We start from the raw sequence: 22,848 nt of genomic DNA, 5'->3' as shown, positions 1-22,848 counted from the left end.
TCCTCGTTATGGTTTCCTCACCGTAGATTTCGGTGCGGACCTATAACGTAGTCGTTACTGGGTCTTGAACGGGAAGCCGAGTGCCTTCAGAAGCGCACGGCCTTCATCGTCGGTCTTTGCGGTGGTTACTACGGTGATGTCCATACCACGTACACGATCGATGGAGTCCTGATCGATTTCGTGGAACATTGACTGTTCGGTCAGACCGAAGGTGTAGTTACCGTTACCGTCGAACTGGCGGTCCGAGAGGCCGCGGAAGTCGCGGATACGGGGAAGTGCCAGGGTGACGAGGCGGTCGAGGAATTCCCACATGCGATCGCCACGGAGGGTGACGTGTGCGCCGATGGGCTGACCTTCACGCAGCTTGAACTGTGCGATGGACTTCTTCGCGCGGGTAACGAGCGGCTTCTGACCGGTGATAGCGGTAAGGTCGCGGATAGCACCGTCCATGAGCTTCGCGTCCTTAGCAGCTTCACCAACACCCATGTTAACGACGACCTTGACGATCTTCGGTGCCTGCATGACGTTCTCGTACTTGAACTCTTCCTGCAGGGCGGGGGTGACTACTTCGTTGAACTTAGTCTTGAAACGAGGGGTAATCTTTGCTTCGGTCATTAGATGTCCTTACCCGAGCTCTTGGCAACGCGAACGCGAACAGTGCGTTCCTTGCCATTGCGCTCTACGGTCTCGAGGCGGTAACCAACGCGGGTCGGCTTCTTGGTCTCGGGATCAACGATTGCAACGTTTGAAACGTGAATCGGTGCCTCAACCTTTTCGATGCCGCCGGCTTCGCCGGTCATGGGGTTAGCCTTGTTGTGCTTGGTGACGATCTTGACGCCTTCTACCAGCACGCGCTCGGTCTTGGGGAATACCTTCAGAACCTTGCCCTGCTTACCCTTATCTGCACCTGAAATAACCTGTACCAGGTCGCCAGACTTGATCTTAGCCATGAGTTAGAGCACCTCCGGAGCAAGTGAAATGATCTTCATGAACTTCTTGTCGCGCAGTTCGCGGCCAACAGGTCCGAAGATACGGGTGCCACGGGGGTCACCATCGGTGTTCTTGAGAATTACTGCTGAGTTCTCGTCGAACTTGATGTAGGAGCCGTCGGGACGACGAACTTCCTTCTTGGTGCGGACGACTACTGCCTTAACAACGTCGCCCTTCTTTACGGTACCGCCGGGGATTGCGTCCTTGACGGTTGCGACGATGATGTCGCCAATGCCTGCGTAACGACGCTTTGAGCCACCGAGAACACGGATGGTCAGGATTTCCTTCGCACCGGTGTTGTCAGCAACCTTGAGTCGTGACTCCTGCTGAATCATATTTCTCCTGTCGTCTCGCCGGTTCCGACACACGGTATCTTGTGAGCCAGCCTTGCGGAACATTTCTACGGGATGTTGACGCGCCGGTCTCTTACAGCCCATGAGTGAGTTGAAGAGTTGGCGGACACGCCTGGGCTCCTATCATGCCGACGAACATCTAGACCCGCGTTAGCGGGCGAACCCCGCGTTTTGAGCGGCATTATGCTGTGGCACGAAAAGAACCGTGGTTGTGTGGGCATAGAGAACCACACAGAATGAAAACTTTACCACAGCAGGGGCTGCCAGCCTAGAGAGATGCACCACTCTTAGGCAGTGAGCTAGCACCCTTAAAAATAGAGAGCTCCCCTCCCCCTCGGTATGAGGGGAAGGGGAGCTCTAGCTAGCTCGTAGCTTTAGTAAACGGAGTGTTTACTTAGCCTTTTCGAGGATCTCGACGATGCGCCAGCGCTTGGAAGCGGAGAGCGGACGAGTCTCGGCCAGGAGAACGAGGTCACCGATACCAGCAGTGTTCTGCTCGTCGTGTGCCTTGATCTTGGAGCTACGGCGCATAACCTTGCCGTACAGGGCGTGCTTTACGCGGTCCTCGACCTCGACGACTACGGTCTTGTCCATCTTGTCGGACACTACGTAGCCGCGGCGAGTCTTGCGGTAGCCGCGCTCTTCAGTCTTTACTTCACTCATGTGATTTAACCTTCGGTTGCGGGACGAATACCGAGCTCGCGTTCACGCAGCACGGTGTAAATACGTGCAATGTCGCGCTTGACCGAGCGGATACGACCGGGATTTTCAAGCTGACCGGTGGCTGCCTGGAAACGGAGGTTGAACAGCTCCTCCTTCGACTCACGCAGCTTCTCTACCAGATTCTCATTGGAGAGCTCTGCCAGCTTGTCGATGCTCAGATCCTTTGATCCAACTGCCATTTCTACTCACCACCTTCGCGACGCACAACGCGTGCCTTCATCGGGAGCTTGTGGATTGCGAGGCGCATAGCTTCACGAGCCACTTCTTCGGATACGCCGGAGAGTTCAAACATGACTCGACCGGGCTTGACGTTTGCGACCCACCATTCGGGTGAACCCTTACCGGAACCCATACGGGTTTCAGCAGGCTTCTTGGTCAGCGGACGGTCGGGATAAATGTTGATCCAAACCTTACCGCCACGCTTGATGTGACGGGTCATTGCAATACGTGCAGCTTCAATCTGGCGGTTGGTGACGTATGCGGGAGTCAGGGCCTGGATGCCCCACTCGCCGAACGCTACCTCGGTGCCACCCTTAGCCATACCTGAACGCTTGGGGTGATGCTGCTTGCGGTACTTTACTCGACGGGGAATTAGCATTTATGCCTCACCGTTTTCTGCAGTCTTAGCCTCAGCGGGTGCTGAAGCGTTGTCGGAACGACGTTCACGGCGGGGACCACGGCCACCTGCGCGACGACGGTCGCCACCGCGGCCGTTGCCACGACGGTTACCAGCGGCCTGCTGTGCAGCAAGCTCGTTGTCGGTGAGGTCACCCTTGTAGATCCAAACCTTGACGCCGATGCGGCCGAAGGTGGTCTTTGCTTCGAAGAAGCCGTAGTCGATGTTCGCACGCAGGGTGTGCAGGGGCACACGGCCTTCGCGGTAGAACTCGGAACGTGACATTTCAGCGCCACCCAGACGGCCGGAGCACTGGATACGGATACCCTTGGCGCCTGCACGCTGTGCGGACTGGATTGCCTTCTTCATGGCGCGGCGGAAAGCAACGCGTGAAGCGAGCTGTTCTGCGATGCCCTGGGCAACCAGCTGAGCTGACAGATCGGGGTTTGCAACCTCGAGGATGTTCAGCTGAATCTGCTTGCCGGTCAGCTTCTCGAGCTCACCGCGGATGCGGTCAGCTTCGGTGCCGCGGCGGCCGATAACGATACCGGGACGTGCGGTGTGGATGTCCACACGGACGCGGTCACGGGTACGCTCGATTTCGACCTTGGCGATGCCTGCGCGCTCCATGCCCTTGGACAGGAGTTCGCGGATCTTTACATCTTCACGAACGAAGTCTGCGTAGCGTTCGCCTTCCTTGTTGGAGTCAGCGAACCACTTTGAGACGTGGTTGGTGGTGATGCCAAGTCGGAAACCGTTGGGGTTAATTTTCTGACCCATTTAGCGGCCCTCCTCCTTCTCCGGGGTAGCGACTACCACGGTGATGTGGCTGGTGCGCTTGTTGATGCGGAACGCACGGCCCTGGGCACGAGGCTGGAATCGCTTCATGGTGGGACCTTCGTTCGCGTATGCTTCGCTGATGAACAGCTCTTCTTCCTTGAAGGGGACGCCCTGCTGGGCGGCCTTCTGGCGAGCGTTTGCAACAGCTGATGCAACGATCTTGTATACCGGTTCTGATGCGCCCTGAGGAGCGAACTTCAGAATCGCCAGAGCCTCTTCCGCCTGCTTACCACGGATAAGGTTGATGACGCGGCGTGCCTTCATAGGCGTAACGCGTACGTAAGACGCAGTTGCCTTGGCTTCCATTGCCTATCTCTCTTTCGTCTATTGCCGAAAGGAAAACGTTTCTAAGGTACGGGGTGAACCGTAGCTTAGCGACGCTTACCCTTGCGGTCGTCCTTAACGTGGCCACGGAAAGTACGGGTGGGCGCAAACTCGCCGAGCTTGTGACCAACCATGGACTCAGTGATGAACACGGGTACGTGCTTGCGTCCGTCGTGCACTGCGATGGTGTGACCGAGCATGTCGGGGATAATCATCGAGCGGCGGGACCAAGTCTTGATAACGTTCTTGGTGCCCTTCTCGTTCTGAGCTGCAACCTTTACAAAAAGGTGCTGATCAACGAAAGGGCCCTTCTTCAAACTACGAGGCATGTTTCAGGCTCCTTAGCGCTTCTTGCCAGTACGACGGCGACGAACAATGAGCTTGTCGCTTTCCTTGTTGGGGCGACGGGTGCGACCCTCGGGCTTACCGTTGGGGTTAACCGGGTGACGGCCACCTGAGGTCTTACCTTCACCACCACCGTGGGGGTGGTCAACGGGGTTCATGACGACACCGCGGACGGTCGGGCGGATGCCCTTCCAGCGGTTACGGCCGGCCTTACCCCAGTTGATGTTGGACTGCTCAGCGTTACCGACGGAACCGACGGTTGCGCGGCAGCGGACGTCCACGTTGCGGATTTCACCGGAGGGCAGACGCAGCTGGGCGTACTTGCCTTCCTTAGCGACCAGCTGGATGGATGCGCCAGCTGAGCGGCCCATCTTGGCGCCGCCACCGGGGCGGAGCTCAACAGCGTGAATCACGGTACCAACGGGGATGTTGCGCAGGGGCAGGTTGTTGCCGGGCTTGATGTCGGCAGAGGGACCTGACTCTACGATGTCGCCCTGAGCGAGCTTGTTGGGGGCGATGATGTAACGCTTGGTGCCATCAACGTAGTGGAGCAGAGCGATGCGGGCGGTACGGTTGGGATCGTACTCGATGTGTGCAACGCGTGCGTCGACGCCGTCCTTGTCGTGACGACGGAAGTCGATCAGACGGTACTGGCGCTTGTGGCCACCACCCTTGTGACGGGTAGTGATGCGACCGGTGTTGTTACGGCCGCCCTTCTTGGGGAGCGGACGAACCAGGGACTTTTCCGGGGTTGAGCGAGTGATTTCTGCGAAATCTGAGACGCTCGAGCCGCGGCGACCCGGGGTCGTCGGCTTGTGCTTACGAATACCCATTTAGATATTTCTTTCCTTCGCTAAAGTGGTCTCCGGTGCTTATGCAGCCGGACCGCCGAAGAGGTCGATTGAACCTTCCTTGAGGGTTACAATCGCACGCTTGGTGTTCTTACGAGCACCCCAACCGAAGCGGGTGCGCTTGCGCTTGCCCTGACGGTTAGCGGTGTTGATGGAAGCAACCTTGACATCGAAGATGGTCTCGATGGCCTGCTTGATTTCCAGCTTGTTGGAGCGGGGGTCTACGAGGAAGGTGTACTTACCTTCGTCGAGCTGACCGTAGCTCTTTTCCGACACGACGGGAGCGATGATCACGTCGCGGGGATCCTTGAAAGTTGAGGTGGTAACAGACATTACTTAGCAGCCTCTTTCTTAGCCTTGGAAGCAACTGCGACGAATACGTCGTAGGCATCCTTGGTGAAGATGACGTCGTCTGAGATCAGAACATCGTAGGTGTTCAGCTGATCTGCGTAGATGACGTGAACGTTCTCAAGGTTGCGTGCTGACAGTGCTACCAGGTCGTCCTTGCGGTCGATGACAACCAGTGCGTTCTTGCGGCTGGTGATCTCTGCGATTGCTGCCTTTGCTGCCTTGGTGGAGGGCTTGGTGCCTTCTACCAGAGCTTCAACAACGTGAACGCGGTCGTGACGAGCGCGATCTGAGAGAGCGCCGCGCAGTGCAGCTGCAATCATCTTCTTGGGGGTACGCTGTGCGTAGCTACGCGGGGTCGGGCCGTGTACGATGCCACCACCGGTCATGTGGGGTGCACGGATTGAGCCCTGACGTGCGCGGCCGGTGCCCTTCTGCTTGAAAGGCTTACGACCTGCGCCGGAAACTTCGCCGCGGTTCTTGGTCTTGTGGGTACCCTGGCGTGCTGCTGCGAGCTGGGCTACTACTACCTGGTGAAGCAGGGGAATAGAGGCCTGAGCGTCGAAGATGTCAGCGGGCAGGTCTACCTTTACGGTCTTGACAGCCATGGTTTATTAGGCTCCCTTCACAGCGGTGCGAACCAGAACAACGCCGCCCTTAGGACCGGGGATAGCACCCTTGATCAGAAGAACGTTGTTTTCGGCGTCTACACCCTGAATAGTGAGGTTCATGGTGGTGTGGCGTGCAGCGCCCATACGGCCTGCCATGCGCATACCCTTGAAAACGCGTGCGGGGTATGATGCGCCACCGATTGAGCCGGGCTTACGGTGGTTCTTGTGGGCACCGTGTGATGCACCTACACCTGCGAAGCCGTGACGCTTCATAACACCGGCGAAGCCCTTACCCTTGGTCTTGCCAACTACGTCGACCTTCTGGCCAGCTTCGAAGAGCTCAACGGTCAGTTCCTGACCGAGTGAGTATTCAGCGGCGTCTGAGGTACGCAGTTCAACGAGGTGACGGCGAGGAGTTACGCCTGCCTTCTCGAAGTGACCGGCGAGGGGCTTGGTTACCTTGCGAGCTTCGATTGCACCGAAACCGATCTGGATAGCTTCGTAGCCATCGGTCTCAGCGTTGCGCAGCTGGGTAATAACGTTGGAATCGGCCTTGACGACAGTAACGGGCACGAACTTGCCGTTTTCGTCCCAGACCTGGGTCATGCCAAGCTTGGTGCCCAGCAGGCCCTTAACCTGGCGCTCGAACTTGTTAGTCATTTAGATGCGATCCTCTACAGCTTGATTTCGATGTTTACGTCTGCCGGAAGGTCAAGACGCATGAGGGCATCAACAGCCTTGGGGGTCGGATCAACGACGTCGATCAGACGCTTGTGCGTGCGCATTTCGAAGTGCTCGCGGCTGTCCTTGTACTTGTGAGGCGAACGGATAACACAGTAAACGTTCTTTTCGGTGGGCAGCGGCACGGGGCCTACTACCGTCGCGCCTGCACGCGTAACTGTCTCAACGATTTTCCGAGCTGAAGAATCAATGACCTCGTGGTCGTATGACTTCAGACGGATGCGGATTTTCTGTCCCGCCATCTGTCGGACTCTCTTTCTTGTCTACTTCCCTGTAACGGAGCGGTTGCTCCTTTATCTGGCGCTTGAGGTAAAGAGATGATTCTTCGTCTCTTTCGCGCCACCTCTGCGTAGGCTGAATCCGACATTTGCCGGGTTCCTCACCCTACCGAGGCACCGACCCCCGAACTCGGGCGTGTCGCTTTTTTGCCAGGGCAAAAAGGAGCGCACTTCTCCCTCGAACTGATCGATTGGGTCATATTTGGGCTTACCTTCACCCGATTCGAGAAGGAATCAGGGCTACTTTCACGGGGTAAGCGCTTGAACAACGTTATCCATCTTGCCAGAGTCCAGGCTTCCCCGCAAGGTTTTTCTGTGTGAAGTGCCCAGCCCCACATTCAGCCCGCTTTTCCTTTCATCTTCTACTCAACCACGGGCGTCCGCGCACTGCATAGAAGAGAGAAGAAGCCTGTCATATACCGAGCAATAGTGCGCGCCCTCACTAGGATAAAACTATGAGCACACACCCAGATTTCCGGCCCCAATCTCACCGACGTTCTACTGAGAATATCCTGCTCAATATCGGTCTATACCTGGGCAGTCTTCTGATTATCAGCGCCGCCGGGCTGCTGGCCACCTCTCTAGCCACAGCGCCGCAACAGGCCTTTTTGCTGTCTGCTCTTGCAGCCCTCTTCTATACAGCGGGGCTGGGCACCTTTCGTTGGGTTCCCAAGCTGCGGCTGGCGTCCTACGCTTTTACTGGTACGGCCCTAGCTCTTATCCCCCTGTGCGGGTTCGCTTTCTACACCCTCATCTGGCCAGAGTCAGGGCCCCTACTCTGGTTACTAGTTTCCTGCATCGGCACCCTTGCTGCCTGCGGCGCTCTAGCCCTAATGCAGGCCCGGGTGATGAGCTACCTGGCCCTAGCCTTTTTGGTCTCTGACATCCTGGCCATGTCAAAGAACCTGCAAGTCGCGCTGATCTGGTATTTCGTTGCTCTCCTCGTCCTTGCAACCGCCCTTACTCTCTGGCTGCGGGCTTTCCAGGACCGCATGCCTACTCAACTTGCCGCGGGTTTTCTCGATGCTTCTCGTGTTTTCGTTCCGGCAACTGTAGGCGCTGCCCTTTTCTACACCAGCCTGGCGCCCTGGGAAATCAGCATCATTGCAGCATTGGCGGCCCTTTATGCGGGAGCCCAGCTCAGGCAGCCACCCACCTGGCTCTACTACCTCCAGGCCCGCATCTATTCCTTGCTAGCGGTAGCTGCCCTAGCCCTGTGGCTTCACGAGCGCAGCGTCATCTCGTTCCCTTTCTCTATCCCTGTTGCCCTTTTCCTGGTGGCAAGTGCGCTCGTACTAGCTTGGGCCCGTCCTCCCCTACCCTGGCGGACGGACGTCGATGCTTGGGTCACCTGGGCACTAGCCCAGCCCTTCCTTGCTTCTGCTCTCGCATGGCTCATAGACCAGATGCAGGCAATTCCCACCTTTATTGATACCGCTCCCGCAACACCGCTGACTTCTTTCACGCGGGAGAATCTTTCAAGCACGGTGCTCCTGGGCCTCATCAGCCTCGCTAACTGCGCTTCTCTCGGCATTTTGGCCTACCGCACCCAGCTCAGTCAGCATCTTCCCCTAGGTGTCTTAGCTCTGGCGTGGGTAGGATTTTTCGTTCTACCGCCGGCTCCCCTAGCGGTTATCCTGATCCTGCTTGGGGCTTTCTGCCTGCCAGCAGCGAGCAGCATCGCTCAAGAAATCGACGGCAGCAAAGCTACCCGCTTGCGCCCCGTCCGCTGGGCTCAGTTCGCCACGCACACGCTCACTGCTGTCGCGGTTCTTTCTCTAGGGTTCGTAGCGGGCAGTCCCCGTTACCTTGGGCTAGTCCTTCTGGCGGCAGGAACATCCGCCAGCTATCTCTTGGCCGAGCTGCTCCTGCGTTCCCGAAAAACAGCACCTCCTGCATCCCGCGGGTCCTTTCCTGCCTCTCATGCCATCTTCTTTTTCGCTCTCCTCGCGGGCCTCCTCGGAACGACGGCAGCTATTACGACCCGCCCCTCAGTCTCGTGGACTTTCATGGCTCATACCGAACCGATGGGGTATTGGATTCATAGTCTTGGACTCGGTATTTATACCGGGCTGGCCCTCTGCGCTGCCCTTCTCACCCTGAGCAGGGCTCTGGGTACCCGCACAATGCAGGGCAGGACTGCTACTCCCCTCACTTCTCCCTACAGTAAGGACGCCCCAGCCCAGCTACGCTCCCCTAGCGGCCTTGAACCGGTAGGGCTTTTGACCACGTTCTATGTGGTTGTGCCCCTTGCGCTCATCATGCTGTGCACAGGTCCGCTACCGGCTGAGTACAATCTTCTCACCCTGGCAATTGCAGCGGCAGGCATCCTTGCTGCCCTCCCCCTGCTTAATCATTCAGCACGTTCTCATGCTCTGGTTACCTTGAGGATCTACTTGGTGGGCGCAGCTGTCGTGCTGATGAGTTTTTCTTCCTTCACCGGTCGTAGCCTGTTGTTGCTCCTCCTTAGCTTTACCGCAGCCCTTGCCCTGAGCTCCATACTCTTGCTCTTTCAGAGAACTCCTGCTCAGAGCCCGGTGGAGTATATCCTGGGTCTTTGTTTGAGCTGGGGTTCTGCCGCAGTGGCCCTATTCCTTATTGATACCGCTTGGAACCCCAGCACGGCTCTTGGCTCCCTCATACTCTTGGCGCTTGCTCTCACCTGGCTACGAGCACCACGCACCCAGGGCGTCCTTGCTGCCCAGTCAGCCCTTATCTCGGTTGCTCTCACCACGGGCTTAGCTACCCTGCTATGGGGGCTCACCAGCCTCAGCAACGTCGCTGTTTTGACGTGGATTACGGCAAGTATTCTAGTAATTACTACCCTGGGGGCGGCTCTGCTGCCAGCAGCACAAGCTGCCCGTCCTCCTGTTCCGGGTCGTGTGCCTCTGCGCGTACGTCCTGCTGACCCGCTAGGACGGTGGGGCTACCAGCACAACCGGGCCATGTCACTCACCGGTCTGATTATCGCTCACTTCACCGGGGTCTACCCCTACTTCTCCGATGAAAGCTTCCCGCTCTCGCTGGTTCTTATTCTGCTTTTCACCCTAGCCTGGTTCCTGCTGGTCTCCCCTGCCGCCCGGCCCGCAATCCTGCTTCTAGGGCTCAATAGCCTGCTCCTGAAGACCCTGCTCTATCACGATATGGATAACGGGGTGTTCTACTTCTTCCAGGCCCTCACCCTCAGCTGTGCGATTTTGACCCTGGTAAGCCGCCCTGAAGTGCTGCCGATATGGATGCGTGCCCAGCCTGCTGGCGTCCCGCGTCAGAGCAATCGCCCTACCCGTCTTTTCTGGTTAGCCTTTAGCGCCCAGGTCTTCTATAGCCTGTTCATTCTCCCTTTCAACTATCCCTCTCTAGCCCCCTACGATACGATTTTGCTGCTTGCTGCCACCGGCACGCTTCTCGGGGCCTCCGCCATGGTAGGGAAAAAGTTGGCTCCTCCCCTCACGGCTCTACTGCTGACCTACCAGGTGCTCTACGTCTTAGACGGTTTAAATGCCTGGTCACTCCTCTTCCTGGGCTTTGTTCTCATGGGGCTCGTTATCTGGCGGCTCCTTGCCCGGGCAGACGAACCGGCAATGCAGCCTCAAGCCCAGAAGCAGGGCAATCGTGAGACCCCGGTTATCCCCTGGGCTAAGAATCAATAGACACACTGCTCATCAGAGCCTCATCAAGTAACACAAAAGAGGCTGGCCCCGCAGATTGCTCTGCGGGGCCAGCCTCTATCGCCCTCCGCTAGCTAGTAGCTAGCAGGAGTTCAGATCGGGAAGTAAGAAACTTACTTGATGATCTTGGTAACGCGACCTGAACCAACGGTGCGGCCACCTTCGCGGATTGCGAAGCCGAGGCCCTCTTCCATTGCGATTTCCTGGATGAGCTCAACGGTCATCTCAGTGTTGTCGCCGGGCATAACCATTTCGGTGCCCTCGGGAAGGGTGATAACACCGGTAACGTCGGTGGTGCGGAAGTAGAACTGGGGGCGGTAGTTCGAGTAGAAGGGGTTGTGGCGGCCGCCTTCATCCTTGGAGAGGATGTAGACGTTAGCCTCGAACTGGGTGTGGGGGGTGATTGAGCCGGGCTCAACAACAACCTGGCCACGCTCTACGTCGTCGCGCTTCAGACCGCGAAGCAGCAGACCACAGTTCTCGCCTGCCCATGCTTCGTCGAGCTGCTTGTGGAACATCTCGATACCGGTAACGGTGGTCTTCTGGATGGGGCGGATACCAACGATCTCAACTTCGGAGTTGATCTTCAGGGTACCGCGCTCGGCGCGACCGGTAACAACGGTACCGCGACCGGTGATGGTGAAGACGTCTTCGATGGGCATGAGGAAGGGCTTGTCCTTCTCACGAACGGGGTCGGGAATGAAGTTGTCAACCTCGTCCATGAGCTCTTCAACCTTAGCAACCCACTCGGGGTCACCTTCGAGAGCCTTCAGAGCGGAAACGCGAACAACGGGAGCGTTGTCACCGTCGAACTCCTGTGAGGAGAGCAGTTCGCGAACTTCCATTTCAACGAGGTCGAGCAGTTCCTCGTCCTCAACCATGTCTGACTTGTTCAGAGCAACGAGCAGGGTGGGAACGCCAACCTGGCGAGCCAGCAGAACGTGCTCGCGGGTCTGAGCCATGGGGCCGTCGGTAGCAGCAACAACGAGGATTGCGCCGTCCATCTGAGCAGCACCGGTGATCATGTTCTTGACGTAGTCAGCGTGACCGGGGGCGTCAACGTGTGCGTAGTGACGCTTCTCGGTCTGGTACTCGATGTGAGCAATGTTGATGGTAATACCGCGCTGGCGCTCTTCAGGAGCGGAGTCGATCATACCGAAGTCGCGCTGCTCGTTCAGGTCAGGGTACTTGTCAGCCAGAACCTTGGAGATTGCAGCGGTCAGGGTGGTCTTACCGTGGTCAACGTGACCGATGGTACCGACGTTTACGTGAGGCTTGGAGCGCTCGAACTTAGCCTTAGCCAAGAGTATTCCTCCTATAGAGAAGATTTGAGAACCTGCACTCGGGTTTCACACCGGCGCACTCCGCCGTAAAAGGCGGTCTAGCTACCACAATAGCGGATAAGGCCGGTGGGGCGAAACCCGAAGACGGGTTCAATTACAAGGTTTTTTTGAAAAGCGGTGCGGCTCACACGGGGTGAGCCGCACCCGGGTGAGAATTACTCGCCGCGGCTCTTCTGGATGATTTCATCAGCGACGTTCTTGGGAACCTCAGCGTAGCTGTCGAACTCCATGGAGAAGACTGCACGACCCTGGGTCTTTGAACGGAGGTCACCGATGTAACCGAACATTTCTGACAGCGGTACAAGAGCGTGAACGATCTTGACGCCTGCTGCATCTTCCATGGACTGGATCTGACCACGACGTGAGTTCAGGTCACCGATAACGTCGCCCATGTAGTCCTCGGGGGTACGTACTTCAACAGCCATCAGGGGCTCCAGCAGGACGGGAGCAGCGCGACGTGCGCCTTCCTTGAAGACCATTGAACCAGCGATCTTGAAGGCCATTTCAGACGAGTCAACATCGTGGTAAGCACCGTCGATCAGGGTTGCCTTGACACCAACAACGGGGTAGCCAGCGAGGATACCGAGCTGCATTGCGTCCTGGATACCGGCGTCAACGGAGGGGATGTATTCACGGGGAACACGACCACCGGTGACGACGTTGTCGAACTCGTAGAGCTCTTCAGCATCGAGGGCGATGGGTTCGAAGGAAACCTGAACCTTCGCGAACTGACCGGAACCACCGGTCTGCTTCTTGTGGGTGTAGTCGACCTTCTCGACCTTCTTGGTGATGGTTTCGCGGTAAGCAACCTGGGGCTTACCAACGTTAGCCTCAACCTTGAATTCGCGCTTCATACGGTCAACGATGATGTCGAGGTGGAGCTCGCCCATGCCGCCGATTTCGGTCTGGCCGGTTTCTTCGTTGAGTGAAACGGTGAAGGTGGGGTCTTCAGCAGACAGCTTCTGGATAGCGGTTGACATCTTCTCCTGGTCACCCTTGGTCTTGGGCTCGATAGCCACGAAGATCACGGGGGCGGGGAAGGTCATGGATTCCAGAACTACGGGGTTAGCAATGTCGCAGAGGGTGTCACCGGTGGTGGTGTCCTTCAGACCGATTGCTGCGTAGATGTGACCTGCCTGGATCTCTTCAACAGGGTTCTCCTTGTTGGAGTGCATCTGGAAGAGCTTACCGATACGTTCCTTCTTACTCTTGGTGGCGTTGAGGACCTGCTGGCCCTGTTCAGCCTTACCGGAGTAAACGCGGATGTAGGTCAGCTGACCGTAGAAGGGGTGTGCTGCAACCTTGAAGGCCAGAGCTGCGAAGGGCTCGTCAGCTGAGGGCTTACGGGTTACCTCAACCTCTTCATCAGAGGGCAGGTGGCCGATCATCGCGGGGACGTCCAGCGGTGAGGGCAGGTAGTCGAGAACTGCGTCGAGCATGGGCTGAACGCCGCGGTTCTTGAATGCTGAGCCACAGAAGACGGGGTAGGCTTCGTTGGCAACGGTCAGGGCGCGGACGCCTGCCTTGATTTCCTCAATGGTCAGTTCGCCCTCTTCGAGGTACTTTTCCATGAGGTCTTCAGAGGCTTCTGCTACGTTTTCAACGAGCTCTGCGCGGTACTGCTCTGCCTTTTCCTGCAGGTCAGCGGGGATTTCCTGGATTTCGTAGGAGGCACCCATGGTAACGTCACCCTTGACATCGCCGGGCCAGACGTAGGCCTGCATGGTGAGCAGGTCAACGACGCCGATGAAGTCGTTTTCAGCGCCGATGGGCAGCTGCATAACGAGGGGCTTAGCGCCGAGGCGCTTGACGATGGTGTCTACGGTGAAGTAGAAGTCTGCACCCAGCTTGTCCATCTTGTTGACGAAGCAGATGCGGGGAACTTCGTACTTGTCAGCCTGGCGCCAAACGGTTTCAGACTGGGGCTCAACGCCTTCCTTGCCGTCGAACACTGCAACAGCGCCGTCGAGGACGCGCAGTGAACGCTCAACTTCAACGGTGAAGTCAACGTGGCCGGGGGTGTCGATGATGTTGATCTGGTTGTTCTTCCAGAAGCAGGTGGTTGCCGCGGAGGTAATGGTAATACCGCGTTCCTGTTCCTGAGCCATCCAGTCCATGGTGGACGCACCGTCGTGGGTTTCACCGAGCTTGTGGTTGATACCGGTGTAGAAGAGGATGCGTTCGGTGGTGGTGGTCTTACCGGCGTCAATGTGCGCCATAATACCGATGTTGCGGACCTTATTCAGGTCGGTAAGCACGTCTAGTGCCACTTTGTTCTCCCTTGTGAGAAACTCCGAAAGCCTGCCGCTATGTACGTATGTAATAACGGCAGGCTACGAAGAAATTACCAGCGGTAGTGTGCGAAGGCCTTGTTGGACTCGGCCATCTTGTGAGTGTCTTCGCGACGCTTCACAGCGGCACCGAGACCGTTGGACGCATCCAGGATCTCGTTCATGAGACGCTCGGTCATGGTCTTCTCGCGGCGAAGCTTTGAGAAGCCAACGAGCCAGCGCAGGGCCAGAGCGGTTGCACGGCCTGCACGAACTTCGACGGGGACCTGGTAGGTCGCGCCGCCAACGCGGCGTGAGCGGACCTCGAGTGAAGGCTTGACGTTGTCCATTGCCTTCTTGAGGGTTACTACGGGGTCTGCGCCGGTCTTCTGGGCAACGCCTTCGAGAGCACCGTAAACGATGCGCTCAGCGGTTGACTTCTTGCCATCCAGCAGAACCTTGTTGATGAGCTGGGTAACCAGCGGTGAGCCGTAAACGGGGTCGTTTACGAGGGGACGCTTAGGAGCGGGACCCTTACGAGGCATTACTTCTTCTCCTTCTTTGCGCCGTAGCGTGAACGAGCCTGACCGCGGCCCTTAACGCCCTGGGTATCCAGTGCGCCACGTACAATCTTGTAACGAACACCGGGGAGGTCCTTCACACGACCACCGCGAACGAGCACGATGGAGTGTTCCTGAAGGTTGTGGCCCTCACCGGGGATGTATGCGGTAACCTCGACGCCGCCGTTGAGCTTAACACGTGCGACCTTACGCAGTGCTGAGTTCGGCTTCTTCGGGGTGGTGGTGTATACACGGGTGCATACGCCACGCTTCATGGGGTTGCCCTTAAGTGCGGGCGCCTTGGTCTTAACGACCTTGGGTGCACGGCCCTTACGGACCAACTGCTGAATTGTAGGCACTTGTTCTCCGTTTGGTATCGGTGGCCCCGTTAGGGGCTACCGGTTTACTTGCCTTCTGTCACTTGGGATAAGCGCAAAAGAAAATCTCTTTGACTTAGCAGGAGCCCAGACACAACAAAAAATGGCATTTAGGCCTCAAGATCGCTAATCGGGCTGAGTGCCCGGGCGAACAAGGCCAAAGGACGGTGTCCATTCTGCCATTGGTTCTTATGTACTGCTCAGAACGTGTCTGTGCGGGCAGTAGATACTACTGCTAAGTACTCCAGGTACTACTCTAGCTGGTTAGAAAGGCTTAATCTACCCCCCTGCCCAGCTCTGAGGCAGCTTTAAGCCTTTAAAGCTGGTGATGTCGGGCACTTAAGGCTTAAATATCAAGGACGCCGGTGCCCCCTCCCCTGCTTCGGGAAGGGGGCGCCGGCGTCCGCACCTTGCATGAAACTAGCTGACGGTGAAGTTTCGGGTGGCCCCGGTGAAGGGGGTGATAGTACCGACCCCGTTCTTGGAATCCCCGTGGTAGAGAATCCGGTAGGTGCCGGGAACCGCATCGGCAGGGATCTTCCATTCGATGGTTACGCGGGACTGGGCCGCCAGGTGCCGCTTCCAGCGGAAGCGGGTGGCCGGGTCGTTATCGCCGGCGACGGTCACCCACTGGTTACCCTCTAGACGCTGAACTTCAAGGTAGCTGGAATTGAGCTGCTGGTCATTGTTGGGGTGGGCTCCCACAAAGAGGGCGCTGACGGTTGCCCCCCGGGCCGTGTTGGCGGGCTGGGTGAGCACCTTACCGTAGTAGTGGCCAGCGCCGGGCAGGTCGTACCAGACCTTGCCCACAGCGCTCTTCATGGGGGTGCGTACAGTCGGCTTATCGCCCAGGGGCAGCTCGGTGCCATCGCGCAGGGAGGTCGCAACGGTATTGAGGGTCTGGCGGAAGGCCCCCATGGTGTTAATACCGAAGACGGTGGCCCCGCCCTCGTACTGCTGCGAAACGTATTCCTGCGGGGTCGTCACATAGTGGCTGTAGGCGTTGGTGTAGCCCTGCACGATAATCTGCGACTCGTCAACGCCCAGCAGGGCAGCCATATCCTGGCGGTACTGCACGCCGACCGCGCCGTTGTGCTCACCGGGCATACCCAGCAGGTAGTAGTTGCCGAAGCGCATGACCTGCACCGGCAGCTTCTGCTGCACCTTCTCGTGGACGGCCAGCAGGTTAGCCTTGGGGTACTGGCAGGCACTCAGGCTGGCAGATGAGCTGTAGGCCAGCCAGTTGAAGTCGCTCCAGACCTTATTGGCGTTAGCCCCCTCATTGAAGCCGGCTGCGCCGGGGCCATCCTCCACGCTACCGGCGGCAAAGGGGGCACCCAGCGAGGCGTTACAGGTAGAGCCCGCGTAGCCGGTGCCCGTCCACCGGGCGTCCACCTGCACCTTGGAGAAGTCCACGTAGGTGATGCGGGAGTCCAGGCCCTGCCCCACTGGAGTACCCGCGCTTGCTAGCTGGGTGCGGACGGCGTCCGCCTGCTTGGTTCCCTGAATCTCAAGGTTGGTGAACATGTCGTTGGTGGGGCCCATACCCGGCTGCAGCATGGTGTTGGGCGAGACGTCACCGGTGTTGCTGTTGGCAAAGGCCGCGATGAAGGCATCATCTTCAGCCCCCGCGTTCAGGTTGACCCCGTGGTCTACGGTTTCGAGCAGGTACTGGGCATAGCCCTTGTTGTCGGAGGAGACCAGTGTGTTTTTGTTGGTGAGGGAGGTGGGGTGGATAGCAAACCAGTTGAGGACGGCCCGGGTCACCCCGTCGTGCTCAAATCGGAAGGTGGTGCTGGTAGGGTCTACCCCGTCGATCAGCGCATCGGTGAGGTTGGCGGGATCCTGCTCCAGGGCTACCGCCGAGCGGTTGACGCCCACGCCGGTGAGCTGGCTGCTGGAGACCGTCACGTTACCGGGGGCAAGGTCAGCCAGTGCCTCGCGGATAGCCTGCATAGACCCGTTGACCTGGTTATTGAAGGTGGGTTCGTTGAAGCCCAGGGTTGCCAGGTTGTAGAGCACGTCCTTGCTCACGCCGCCGGGGGTGGCGTGGCTGTGGGAGGCCGTAATCATGATGTTCGCTTCGGTGAACTCGGGGCCGAGCTCAGCCTGAATACGGTTCACCAGTTCAGCACGAATGCTATTCCAGGCGCTTAGAGCATCAAGCACCACAATCAGGTTGCGGGAGCCGCTAGCAGGGTCAATGACCACGAAGGCGCGGGCGTACTGGCGGGTATGAATACCCGAGCCCTTCTGGGTATCGGTACCGTAGCCCACGAAGGCCACCTCGGCGACCTCACCGGTGATATCTGCAACGCCCGCCCCGACCAGGTAGGGGTTCGTGGCGGTTGGCTGGGTGGAGTTCACCAGCTGGGCCAGGCTCTGGGCATTGACGCCCGCCGGTGTCAGTTCAACATCGGCCTGGGACGGGATTAGATAGGCCCCGGCAGCTAGCGATAGGGCAGCACCAAAGACGCCGAGCTTGACCCCTACATGTCGTGATAGTTTCATTCAACCCTCAAGATGTGCGAAAAGATAGGCGGGTGGAGCCCGCCCGTGTGTGCTCCCCTAAGCCTACCGACCGGGGCCTCTTCCAGCTAGCTGGGCTTGCCCCGCGATTCGTGGTAGAACGGAAGAACTTTAACCCCACGCAAAGGACAGCACGAGTGAGCACCCCCAACGAGTCTTACCTGGTCGGCCTGCTAGGTAGCGGCATCACGGCCTCTCTTACTCCGCCCCTGCACGAGTTCGCAGCAGACCGGGCAGGTGTGCGCTATCTCTACCGCCCTATCGACCTTGATGCTCTGGGCCCCGGGGCGCGAGCAGCGGGTGTACTGCCCGTGGGAGATCTGCTGCACTGGGGGTTTGACTTTGGCTTTAACGCTTTCAATATCACCTTCCCCTACAAGCAGGCTGTTCTGGAGCACCTCGATGAGGTGTCGGACGCCGCAGCCCGGCTGGGGGCTGTCAATACGGTGGTAGCGCGGGAGGGAAGGCTCATCGGGTACAACACCGATGTGAGTGGTTTTGCTTCTGCCCTAACCCAGGGGCTGGCCCCAGCCCCCGAGGATCTGGCAACCGTCACCCAGCTGGGTGTCGGCGGGGCGGGCTCCGCCACCGCAGATGCCCTGCTGAGTTTAGGAACTAGAACGCTCAATCTATTTGATGTCGATATTGAGAGATCCTCCGCCAAAGCCCAGCAATTGGCAGCACTCTACCCGGGCGCAACCGTCCGCACCGTCACCGAAGCCGAGCTTGCTGAAGCCCTTGCCGCCTCAACCGGCCTAGTCAACGCCACCCCCATCGGTATGCACCACCACCCCGGCGCTCCCCTACCCCTGGACTATCTACACCCGTCTCTCTGGGTCTTCGACGTCATCTACCTACCGCAAAACACACCGCTGATACAGAAAGCCCGTTCTATAGGCTGCCGGGTACTACCCGGCGGGCTCATGGCAGTGGGACAGGCAGCCTATGCCTTTGAACTCATCACCGGTCTCAGCCCCAATCGGGCAGAACTCCTGACCCACTTCGACCAGCTTCTCGAAGCCCAGGGCAACCAGCTCACCTAAGCAACCCGGCACAGGCCCGGTGCCCACATACGAGGAAGGCCCTCCCCCGCAGATACGCGGGGAAGGGCCTTACCTATGCCAGGAAAGTGGCAGCCGGTTTACTTACCGAACTCGTAGTCATCCAGCGGAATTGCCTGGAACTCGGGGCTGATAGCACCCTCGTTGGTCTCGGCGTAGCTGAAATCGTTGTAGGGAGTTGCGGTCTGAGCAAACAGGGCCTCACGAGCCTCGTCGGTGGGCTCAACCTCGATGTCGTTGTACATGGCAAGACCAGTACCAGCGGGGATGAGCTTACCGATGATGACGTTCTCCTTGAGACCGACCAGCGGATCTTCCTTGCCTTCCATCGCAGCCTGAGTCAGGACGCGAGTGGTTTCCTGGAAGGACGCGGCAGACAGCCAGGACTCGGTAGCCAGTGACGCCTTGGTGATACCCATCATCTCGGGGCGGCCTGATGCAGGACGCTTACCCTCAGCCAGAGCCGCACGGTTAGCGTTCTGGAAGGCGATGTTCTCAACCAGCTCACCGGGGAGCAGGTTGGTCTCACCGGAGTCGATGACGGTGATACGGCGCAGCATCTGGCGGACAATAACCTCAACGTGCTTATCGTGGATGCCTACACCCTGGGAGCGGTAGACGCCCTGGACCTCGTCCACCAGGTGCTTCTGAGCCTCACGGGGACCGCGAATACGCAGGATCTCCTTGGGGTCAACAGCACCGGCGACCAACTGGGTACCAACGGTGATGTGGTCACCTTCGGCAACTTCCAGGCGGGCACGACGCAGGACGGGGTAAGCAACCGGGTCATCACCATTATCGGGGGTGACAACAACCTTCAGGGACTTGTCGGTGTCCTCGATGGTGACGCGACCGGTGACCTCAGAAATCGGGGCAACACCCTTGGGGGTGCGGGCCTCGAAGAGTTCCTGAATACGGGGCAGACCCTGGGTAATATCGTCAGCCGATGCGACACCACCGGTGTGGAAGGTACGCATGGTCAGCTGGGTACCGGGCTCACCAATGGACTGAGCCGCGATAATACCGACGGCCTCACCAATGTCGACCAGGTTACCTGAAGCCATGGAACGGCCGTAGCAGAGGGCACAAACACCAACTGCTGACTCACAGGTCAGGACGGAGCGGACGCGAACCTCTTCGATACCGGCCTTGAACAGGTCGTCAATGACGATATCTGAGACGTCAGCGCCAGCAGCAGCCAGTACGGTGCCGTCTTCAGCCACAACGTCAACAGCCAGAGCGCGGCCGTGGATTGATGACTCGACGTTCTCGTGCAGGGAGACGTTGCCAGCGGCGTCCTTTTCGATCAGGGGCAGGGTCAGGCCGCGGCGGGTGCCACAGTCGTGCTCGCGCACGATGACATCCTGAGAAACGTCGACCAGACGACGGGTCAGGTAACCGGAGTTTGCGGTACGCAGCGCGGTATCTGCCAGACCCTTACGAGCACCGTGGGTTGCGATGAAGTACTCCAGAACCGACAGGCCTTCACGGTAGGAAGACTTAATCGGGCGGGGCATAATCTCACCCTTGGTGTTGGACACCAGACCACGGATACCTGCAATCTGACGAACCTGCATCCAGTTACCACGTGCACCCGAGGTGACCATGCGGTTAATGGTGGTGTTCTTCTCGGCCAGGTTTTCCTTCATGGCCTCGGCGACCTCGTCGGTTGCCTTGGTCCAAATGTCGATCAGTTCGGTACGGCGTTCGGCGTCGTCGATCAGACCCATGGCGAACTGGGATTCGATGTTGGCTGCCTGCTCCTCGTAGCCTTCCATAATGGCGGGCTTGGTGGGGGGCGCTGCGATATCGGAAACCGCAACGGTCACACCTGAGCGTGAAGCGTAGTAGAAGCCGGTGTTCTTGAGCGCGTCAAGGGTCTTGGCTACCACGTGCATGGGGTACTTCTCAGCAAGGTCATTGATGAGGGCACCCAGGGACTTCTTGTCGGCAACGCCGGTGTACCAGGGGTAGTCGGCGGGCAGGGTCTCGTTGAAGATAACCTGACCGACGGTGGTTTCTACCAGGACGGGCTGACCGGGCTCGTAGCCTTCGGGGGCTTCCCAGCCCTCGTAGGGTACGAAGTCGTCCAGCACGATCTTGACCTTGGTGTAGAGCTCAATCTCGTGGCGGTCCATAGCCATAATGGCTTCTGCGTAGGACGAGAATAGGCGGCCTTCGTTCTTCTCACCGTCACGGGCGGTGGTCAGGTGGAAGAGACCGATGATCATGTCCTGGTCAGGGACCGCAACGGGGCGGCCGTCTGAGGGCTTCAGGATGTTATTGGAGGACAGCATGAGGATGCGGGCCTCGGCCTGAGCCTCGGGTGACAGGGGCAGGTGGACTGCCATCTGGTCGCCGTCGAAGTCAGCGTTGAATGCTGAACAGACCAGGGGGTGCAGCTGGATAGCCTTACCTTCGACCAGCTGGGGTTCGAAGGCCTGAATACCCAGGCGGTGCAGGGTGGGTGCGCGGTTCAGCAGCACGGGGTGCTCGGTGATGATCTCTTCGAGAACGTCCCACACCTGGGGGCGGAAACGCTCGACCATGCGCTTTGCAGACTTGATGTTCTGGGCGTGGTTGAGGTCAACCAGTCGCTTCATGACGAAGGGCTTGAAGAGCTCCAGAGCCATCTGCTTGGGCAGGCCACACTGGTGCATCTGCAGGGTGGGGCCACCGACGATAACGGAACGACCCGAGTAGTCAACGCGCTTACCGAGCAGGTTCTGGCGGAAGCGGCCCTGCTTACCCTTGAGCATGTCAGAGAGTGACTTCAGGGGGCGGTTACCCGGACCTGTGACGGGGCGACCGCGACGGCCGTTGTCGAACAGGGAGTCAACAGCTTCCTGCAGCATGCGCTTTTCGTTGTTCACGATGATCTCGGGGGCACCGAGTTCCAGCAGACGCTTGAGGCGGTTGTTGCGGTTGATGACGCGACGGTAGAGGTCGTTCAGGTCGGAGGTCGCGAAGCGGCCACCGTCGAGCTGCACCATGGGGCGCAGTTCCGGCGGGATGACGGGAACGTAGTCCAGTACCATACCGAGCGGTGAGTTGTCGGTGGTCAGGAAGGCATTGACAACCTTCAGACGCTTGAGGGCGCGGGTCTTCTTCTGGCCCTTGCCGGTCTGGATGATGTCCTTGAGAGCCTCTGCTTCAGCTTCCATGTCGAAGTTCTCAAGACGCTTCTTGATAGCTTCTGCACCCATGGAGCCTTCGAAGTACATGCCGTACTTGTCGACCATGCCGCGGTAGAGGGCTTCGTCGCCTTCAAGGTCAGCGACCTTGAGGTTCTTGAAGCGGTCCCAGATGCGGTCGAGCTGCTCGATTTCGCGTTCTGCGTTCTTGCGGACGGACGCCATCTGGCGCTCGGCTGCGTCACGCAGCTTGCGCTTTTCGGCAGCCTTGCCACCGTCAGCCTCAATCTTGGCGAGTTCCTCTTCGGTTTCGCGGGCGATCAGGTTGATGTCGGCTGCGAGCTGGTCCTGCAGGACCTTCTTGTCGCGATCGTGGGCGGCCTGCAGGTTGGGCAGGTCCTCGTGGCGGGCTTCTTCGTCCACATGGGTAATCATGTAGGCGGCGAAGTAGATAATCTTTTCCAGGTCCTTGGGAGCCAGGTCAAGCAGGTAGCCCAGGCGTGAGGGCACGCCCTTGAAGTACCAGATGTGGGTCACGGGAGCTGCCAGCTCGATGTGGCCCATGCGCTCGCGGCGCACCTTGGCACGGGTTACCTCTACGCCACAGCGCTCACAGATGATGCCCTTGAAGCGTACGCGCTTGTACTTACCGCAGTAGCATTCCCAGTCGCGGGTAGGGCCGAAGATGCGCTCGTCGAAGAGGCCTTCCTTCTCGGGCTTCAGGGTTCGGTAGTTGATGGTTTCGGGCTTCTTAACCTCGCCGTACGACCAGTCCAGGATGTTCTGGGAGGTCGCCAGGCCAATACGCATCAAACCAAGTGAAGATTCGTTGGACATTTGGTCCTTATCTCTTTCCTAGTGTTTTGAAGTCTTGTTCGAACAGATG

The 22,848-nt window shown here is 58.5% G+C and carries 22 protein-coding genes; 2 read left to right on the top strand and 20 right to left on the bottom strand.

Annotation, left to right across the window (positions count from 1 at the left end; translation table 11 throughout):
- Positions 1 to 54 precede the first annotated feature (54 nt).
- From rplE to rpsJ, 14 genes are all read right to left on the bottom strand, one after another.
- Positions 55 to 615 carry a 50S ribosomal protein L5 gene (gene rplE / locus L7A20_RS04865; protein ID WP_135013744.1) on the bottom strand — a complete coding sequence of 187 codons (561 nt, stop codon included), beginning with the start codon at positions 613 to 615 and terminating at the stop codon, positions 55 to 57.
- Positions 615 to 950 carry a 50S ribosomal protein L24 gene (gene rplX / locus L7A20_RS04860; RefSeq protein ID WP_185174282.1) on the bottom strand — a complete coding sequence of 112 codons (336 nt, stop codon included), beginning with the start codon at positions 948 to 950 and terminating at the stop codon, positions 615 to 617. Before rplX ends, rplE begins: the two co-directional genes overlap by 1 nt.
- Positions 951 to 953: 3 nt before the next feature.
- The gene (gene rplN / locus L7A20_RS04855) at positions 954 to 1,325 is read right to left on the bottom strand and encodes a 50S ribosomal protein L14 (RefSeq protein WP_135013742.1); all 372 of its coding nucleotides are present in this window, start codon (positions 1,323 to 1,325) and stop codon (positions 954 to 956) included.
- Between the two features lie 408 nt (positions 1,326 to 1,733).
- A complete protein-coding gene (gene rpsQ, locus L7A20_RS04850) occupies positions 1,734 to 2,006 on the bottom strand; it encodes a 30S ribosomal protein S17 (protein WP_083090724.1) in 273 nt (90 codons plus the stop codon).
- Positions 2,007 to 2,011: 5 nt separating this feature from the next.
- A complete protein-coding gene (rpmC, locus tag L7A20_RS04845; protein WP_083090723.1) occupies positions 2,012 to 2,245 on the bottom strand; it encodes a 50S ribosomal protein L29 in 234 nt (77 codons plus the stop codon).
- 2 nt (positions 2,246 to 2,247) lie between these two features.
- Positions 2,248 to 2,664, bottom strand: a complete 417-nt coding sequence (rplP, locus tag L7A20_RS04840) for a 50S ribosomal protein L16 (protein WP_135012890.1) — start codon at positions 2,662 to 2,664, stop codon at positions 2,248 to 2,250.
- Positions 2,665 to 3,462 carry a 30S ribosomal protein S3 gene (rpsC, locus tag L7A20_RS04835; RefSeq protein WP_185174281.1) on the bottom strand — a complete coding sequence of 266 codons (798 nt, stop codon included), beginning with the start codon at positions 3,460 to 3,462 and terminating at the stop codon, positions 2,665 to 2,667.
- Entirely contained in the window at positions 3,463 to 3,828 is a 366-nt protein-coding gene (rplV, locus tag L7A20_RS04830) for a 50S ribosomal protein L22 (RefSeq protein WP_083090720.1), read from the bottom strand.
- A 65-nt stretch (positions 3,829 to 3,893) separates the two neighbouring features.
- Positions 3,894 to 4,175: a 30S ribosomal protein S19 gene (gene rpsS, locus L7A20_RS04825; protein WP_083090719.1), complete on the bottom strand. Its 282-nt coding sequence runs from the start codon at positions 4,173 to 4,175 to the stop codon at positions 3,894 to 3,896.
- Between the two features lie 12 nt (positions 4,176 to 4,187).
- Positions 4,188 to 5,024 (bottom strand): 50S ribosomal protein L2, encoded by an 837-nt coding sequence (gene rplB / locus L7A20_RS04820; protein WP_135012888.1) that lies wholly within the window; start codon positions 5,022 to 5,024, stop codon positions 4,188 to 4,190.
- A 39-nt stretch (positions 5,025 to 5,063) separates the two neighbouring features.
- On the bottom strand, positions 5,064 to 5,375 hold the full coding sequence (rplW, locus tag L7A20_RS04815; protein WP_135012887.1) for a 50S ribosomal protein L23: 312 nt from the start codon (positions 5,373 to 5,375) through the stop codon (positions 5,064 to 5,066).
- Complete coding sequence (rplD, locus tag L7A20_RS04810; protein WP_135012886.1) at positions 5,375 to 5,998, bottom strand: 50S ribosomal protein L4; 624 nt, start codon at positions 5,996 to 5,998, stop codon at positions 5,375 to 5,377. Before rplD ends, rplW begins: the two co-directional genes overlap by 1 nt.
- A gap of 6 nt (positions 5,999 to 6,004) precedes the next feature.
- The gene (rplC, locus tag L7A20_RS04805; protein ID WP_135012885.1) at positions 6,005 to 6,661 is read right to left on the bottom strand and encodes a 50S ribosomal protein L3; all 657 of its coding nucleotides are present in this window, start codon (positions 6,659 to 6,661) and stop codon (positions 6,005 to 6,007) included.
- Between the two features lie 14 nt (positions 6,662 to 6,675).
- Positions 6,676 to 6,984 (bottom strand): 30S ribosomal protein S10, encoded by a 309-nt coding sequence (gene rpsJ, locus L7A20_RS04800; RefSeq protein ID WP_068169589.1) that lies wholly within the window; start codon positions 6,982 to 6,984, stop codon positions 6,676 to 6,678.
- A gap of 491 nt (positions 6,985 to 7,475) precedes the next feature.
- On the opposite strand from rpsJ, the gene L7A20_RS04795 reads away from it, so the two are divergent.
- Entirely contained in the window at positions 7,476 to 10,670 is a 3,195-nt protein-coding gene (locus L7A20_RS04795) for a hypothetical protein (RefSeq protein WP_237222588.1), read from the top strand.
- Positions 10,671 to 10,801: 131 nt separating this feature from the next.
- On the opposite strand, the gene tuf is transcribed toward L7A20_RS04795, so the two are convergent.
- The 5 genes from tuf to L7A20_RS04770 form a co-directional block, all read right to left on the bottom strand.
- Complete coding sequence (gene tuf / locus L7A20_RS04790) at positions 10,802 to 11,992, bottom strand: elongation factor Tu (protein WP_237204773.1); 1,191 nt, start codon at positions 11,990 to 11,992, stop codon at positions 10,802 to 10,804.
- A 194-nt stretch (positions 11,993 to 12,186) separates the two neighbouring features.
- A complete protein-coding gene (gene fusA / locus L7A20_RS04785) occupies positions 12,187 to 14,301 on the bottom strand; it encodes an elongation factor G (RefSeq protein ID WP_237194719.1) in 2,115 nt (704 codons plus the stop codon).
- Positions 14,302 to 14,375: 74 nt separating this feature from the next.
- On the bottom strand, positions 14,376 to 14,846 hold the full coding sequence (gene rpsG, locus L7A20_RS04780) for a 30S ribosomal protein S7 (protein ID WP_135012878.1): 471 nt from the start codon (positions 14,844 to 14,846) through the stop codon (positions 14,376 to 14,378).
- Complete coding sequence (gene rpsL / locus L7A20_RS04775) at positions 14,846 to 15,220, bottom strand: 30S ribosomal protein S12 (protein WP_083090707.1); 375 nt, start codon at positions 15,218 to 15,220, stop codon at positions 14,846 to 14,848. Before rpsL ends, rpsG begins: the two co-directional genes overlap by 1 nt.
- A 438-nt stretch (positions 15,221 to 15,658) precedes the next feature.
- The gene (locus L7A20_RS04770) at positions 15,659 to 17,749 is read right to left on the bottom strand and encodes a neutral/alkaline non-lysosomal ceramidase N-terminal domain-containing protein (protein ID WP_237222587.1); all 2,091 of its coding nucleotides are present in this window, start codon (positions 17,747 to 17,749) and stop codon (positions 15,659 to 15,661) included.
- A 155-nt stretch (positions 17,750 to 17,904) separates the two neighbouring features.
- Between L7A20_RS04770 and L7A20_RS04765 the strand changes: the two genes are divergently transcribed.
- Positions 17,905 to 18,810 (top strand): shikimate dehydrogenase, encoded by a 906-nt coding sequence (locus L7A20_RS04765; protein WP_237222586.1) that lies wholly within the window; start codon positions 17,905 to 17,907, stop codon positions 18,808 to 18,810.
- A 98-nt stretch (positions 18,811 to 18,908) separates the two neighbouring features.
- Here the strand turns inward: L7A20_RS04765 and L7A20_RS04760 are convergent, their stop codons facing one another.
- On the bottom strand, positions 18,909 to 22,799 hold the full coding sequence (locus L7A20_RS04760) for a DNA-directed RNA polymerase subunit beta' (protein ID WP_237222585.1): 3,891 nt from the start codon (positions 22,797 to 22,799) through the stop codon (positions 18,909 to 18,911).
- Positions 22,800 to 22,848: the final 49 nt, after the last annotated feature.

The sequence above is a fragment of the Rothia nasimurium genome (assembly GCF_928381415.1).
In the GTDB taxonomy this organism is placed as follows: Bacteria; Actinomycetota; Actinomycetes; order Actinomycetales; family Micrococcaceae; genus Rothia; species Rothia nasimurium_H.
Note: the sequence above shows the minus strand (reverse complement) of the source record. Positions and strands in the feature narration are given on the sequence as shown.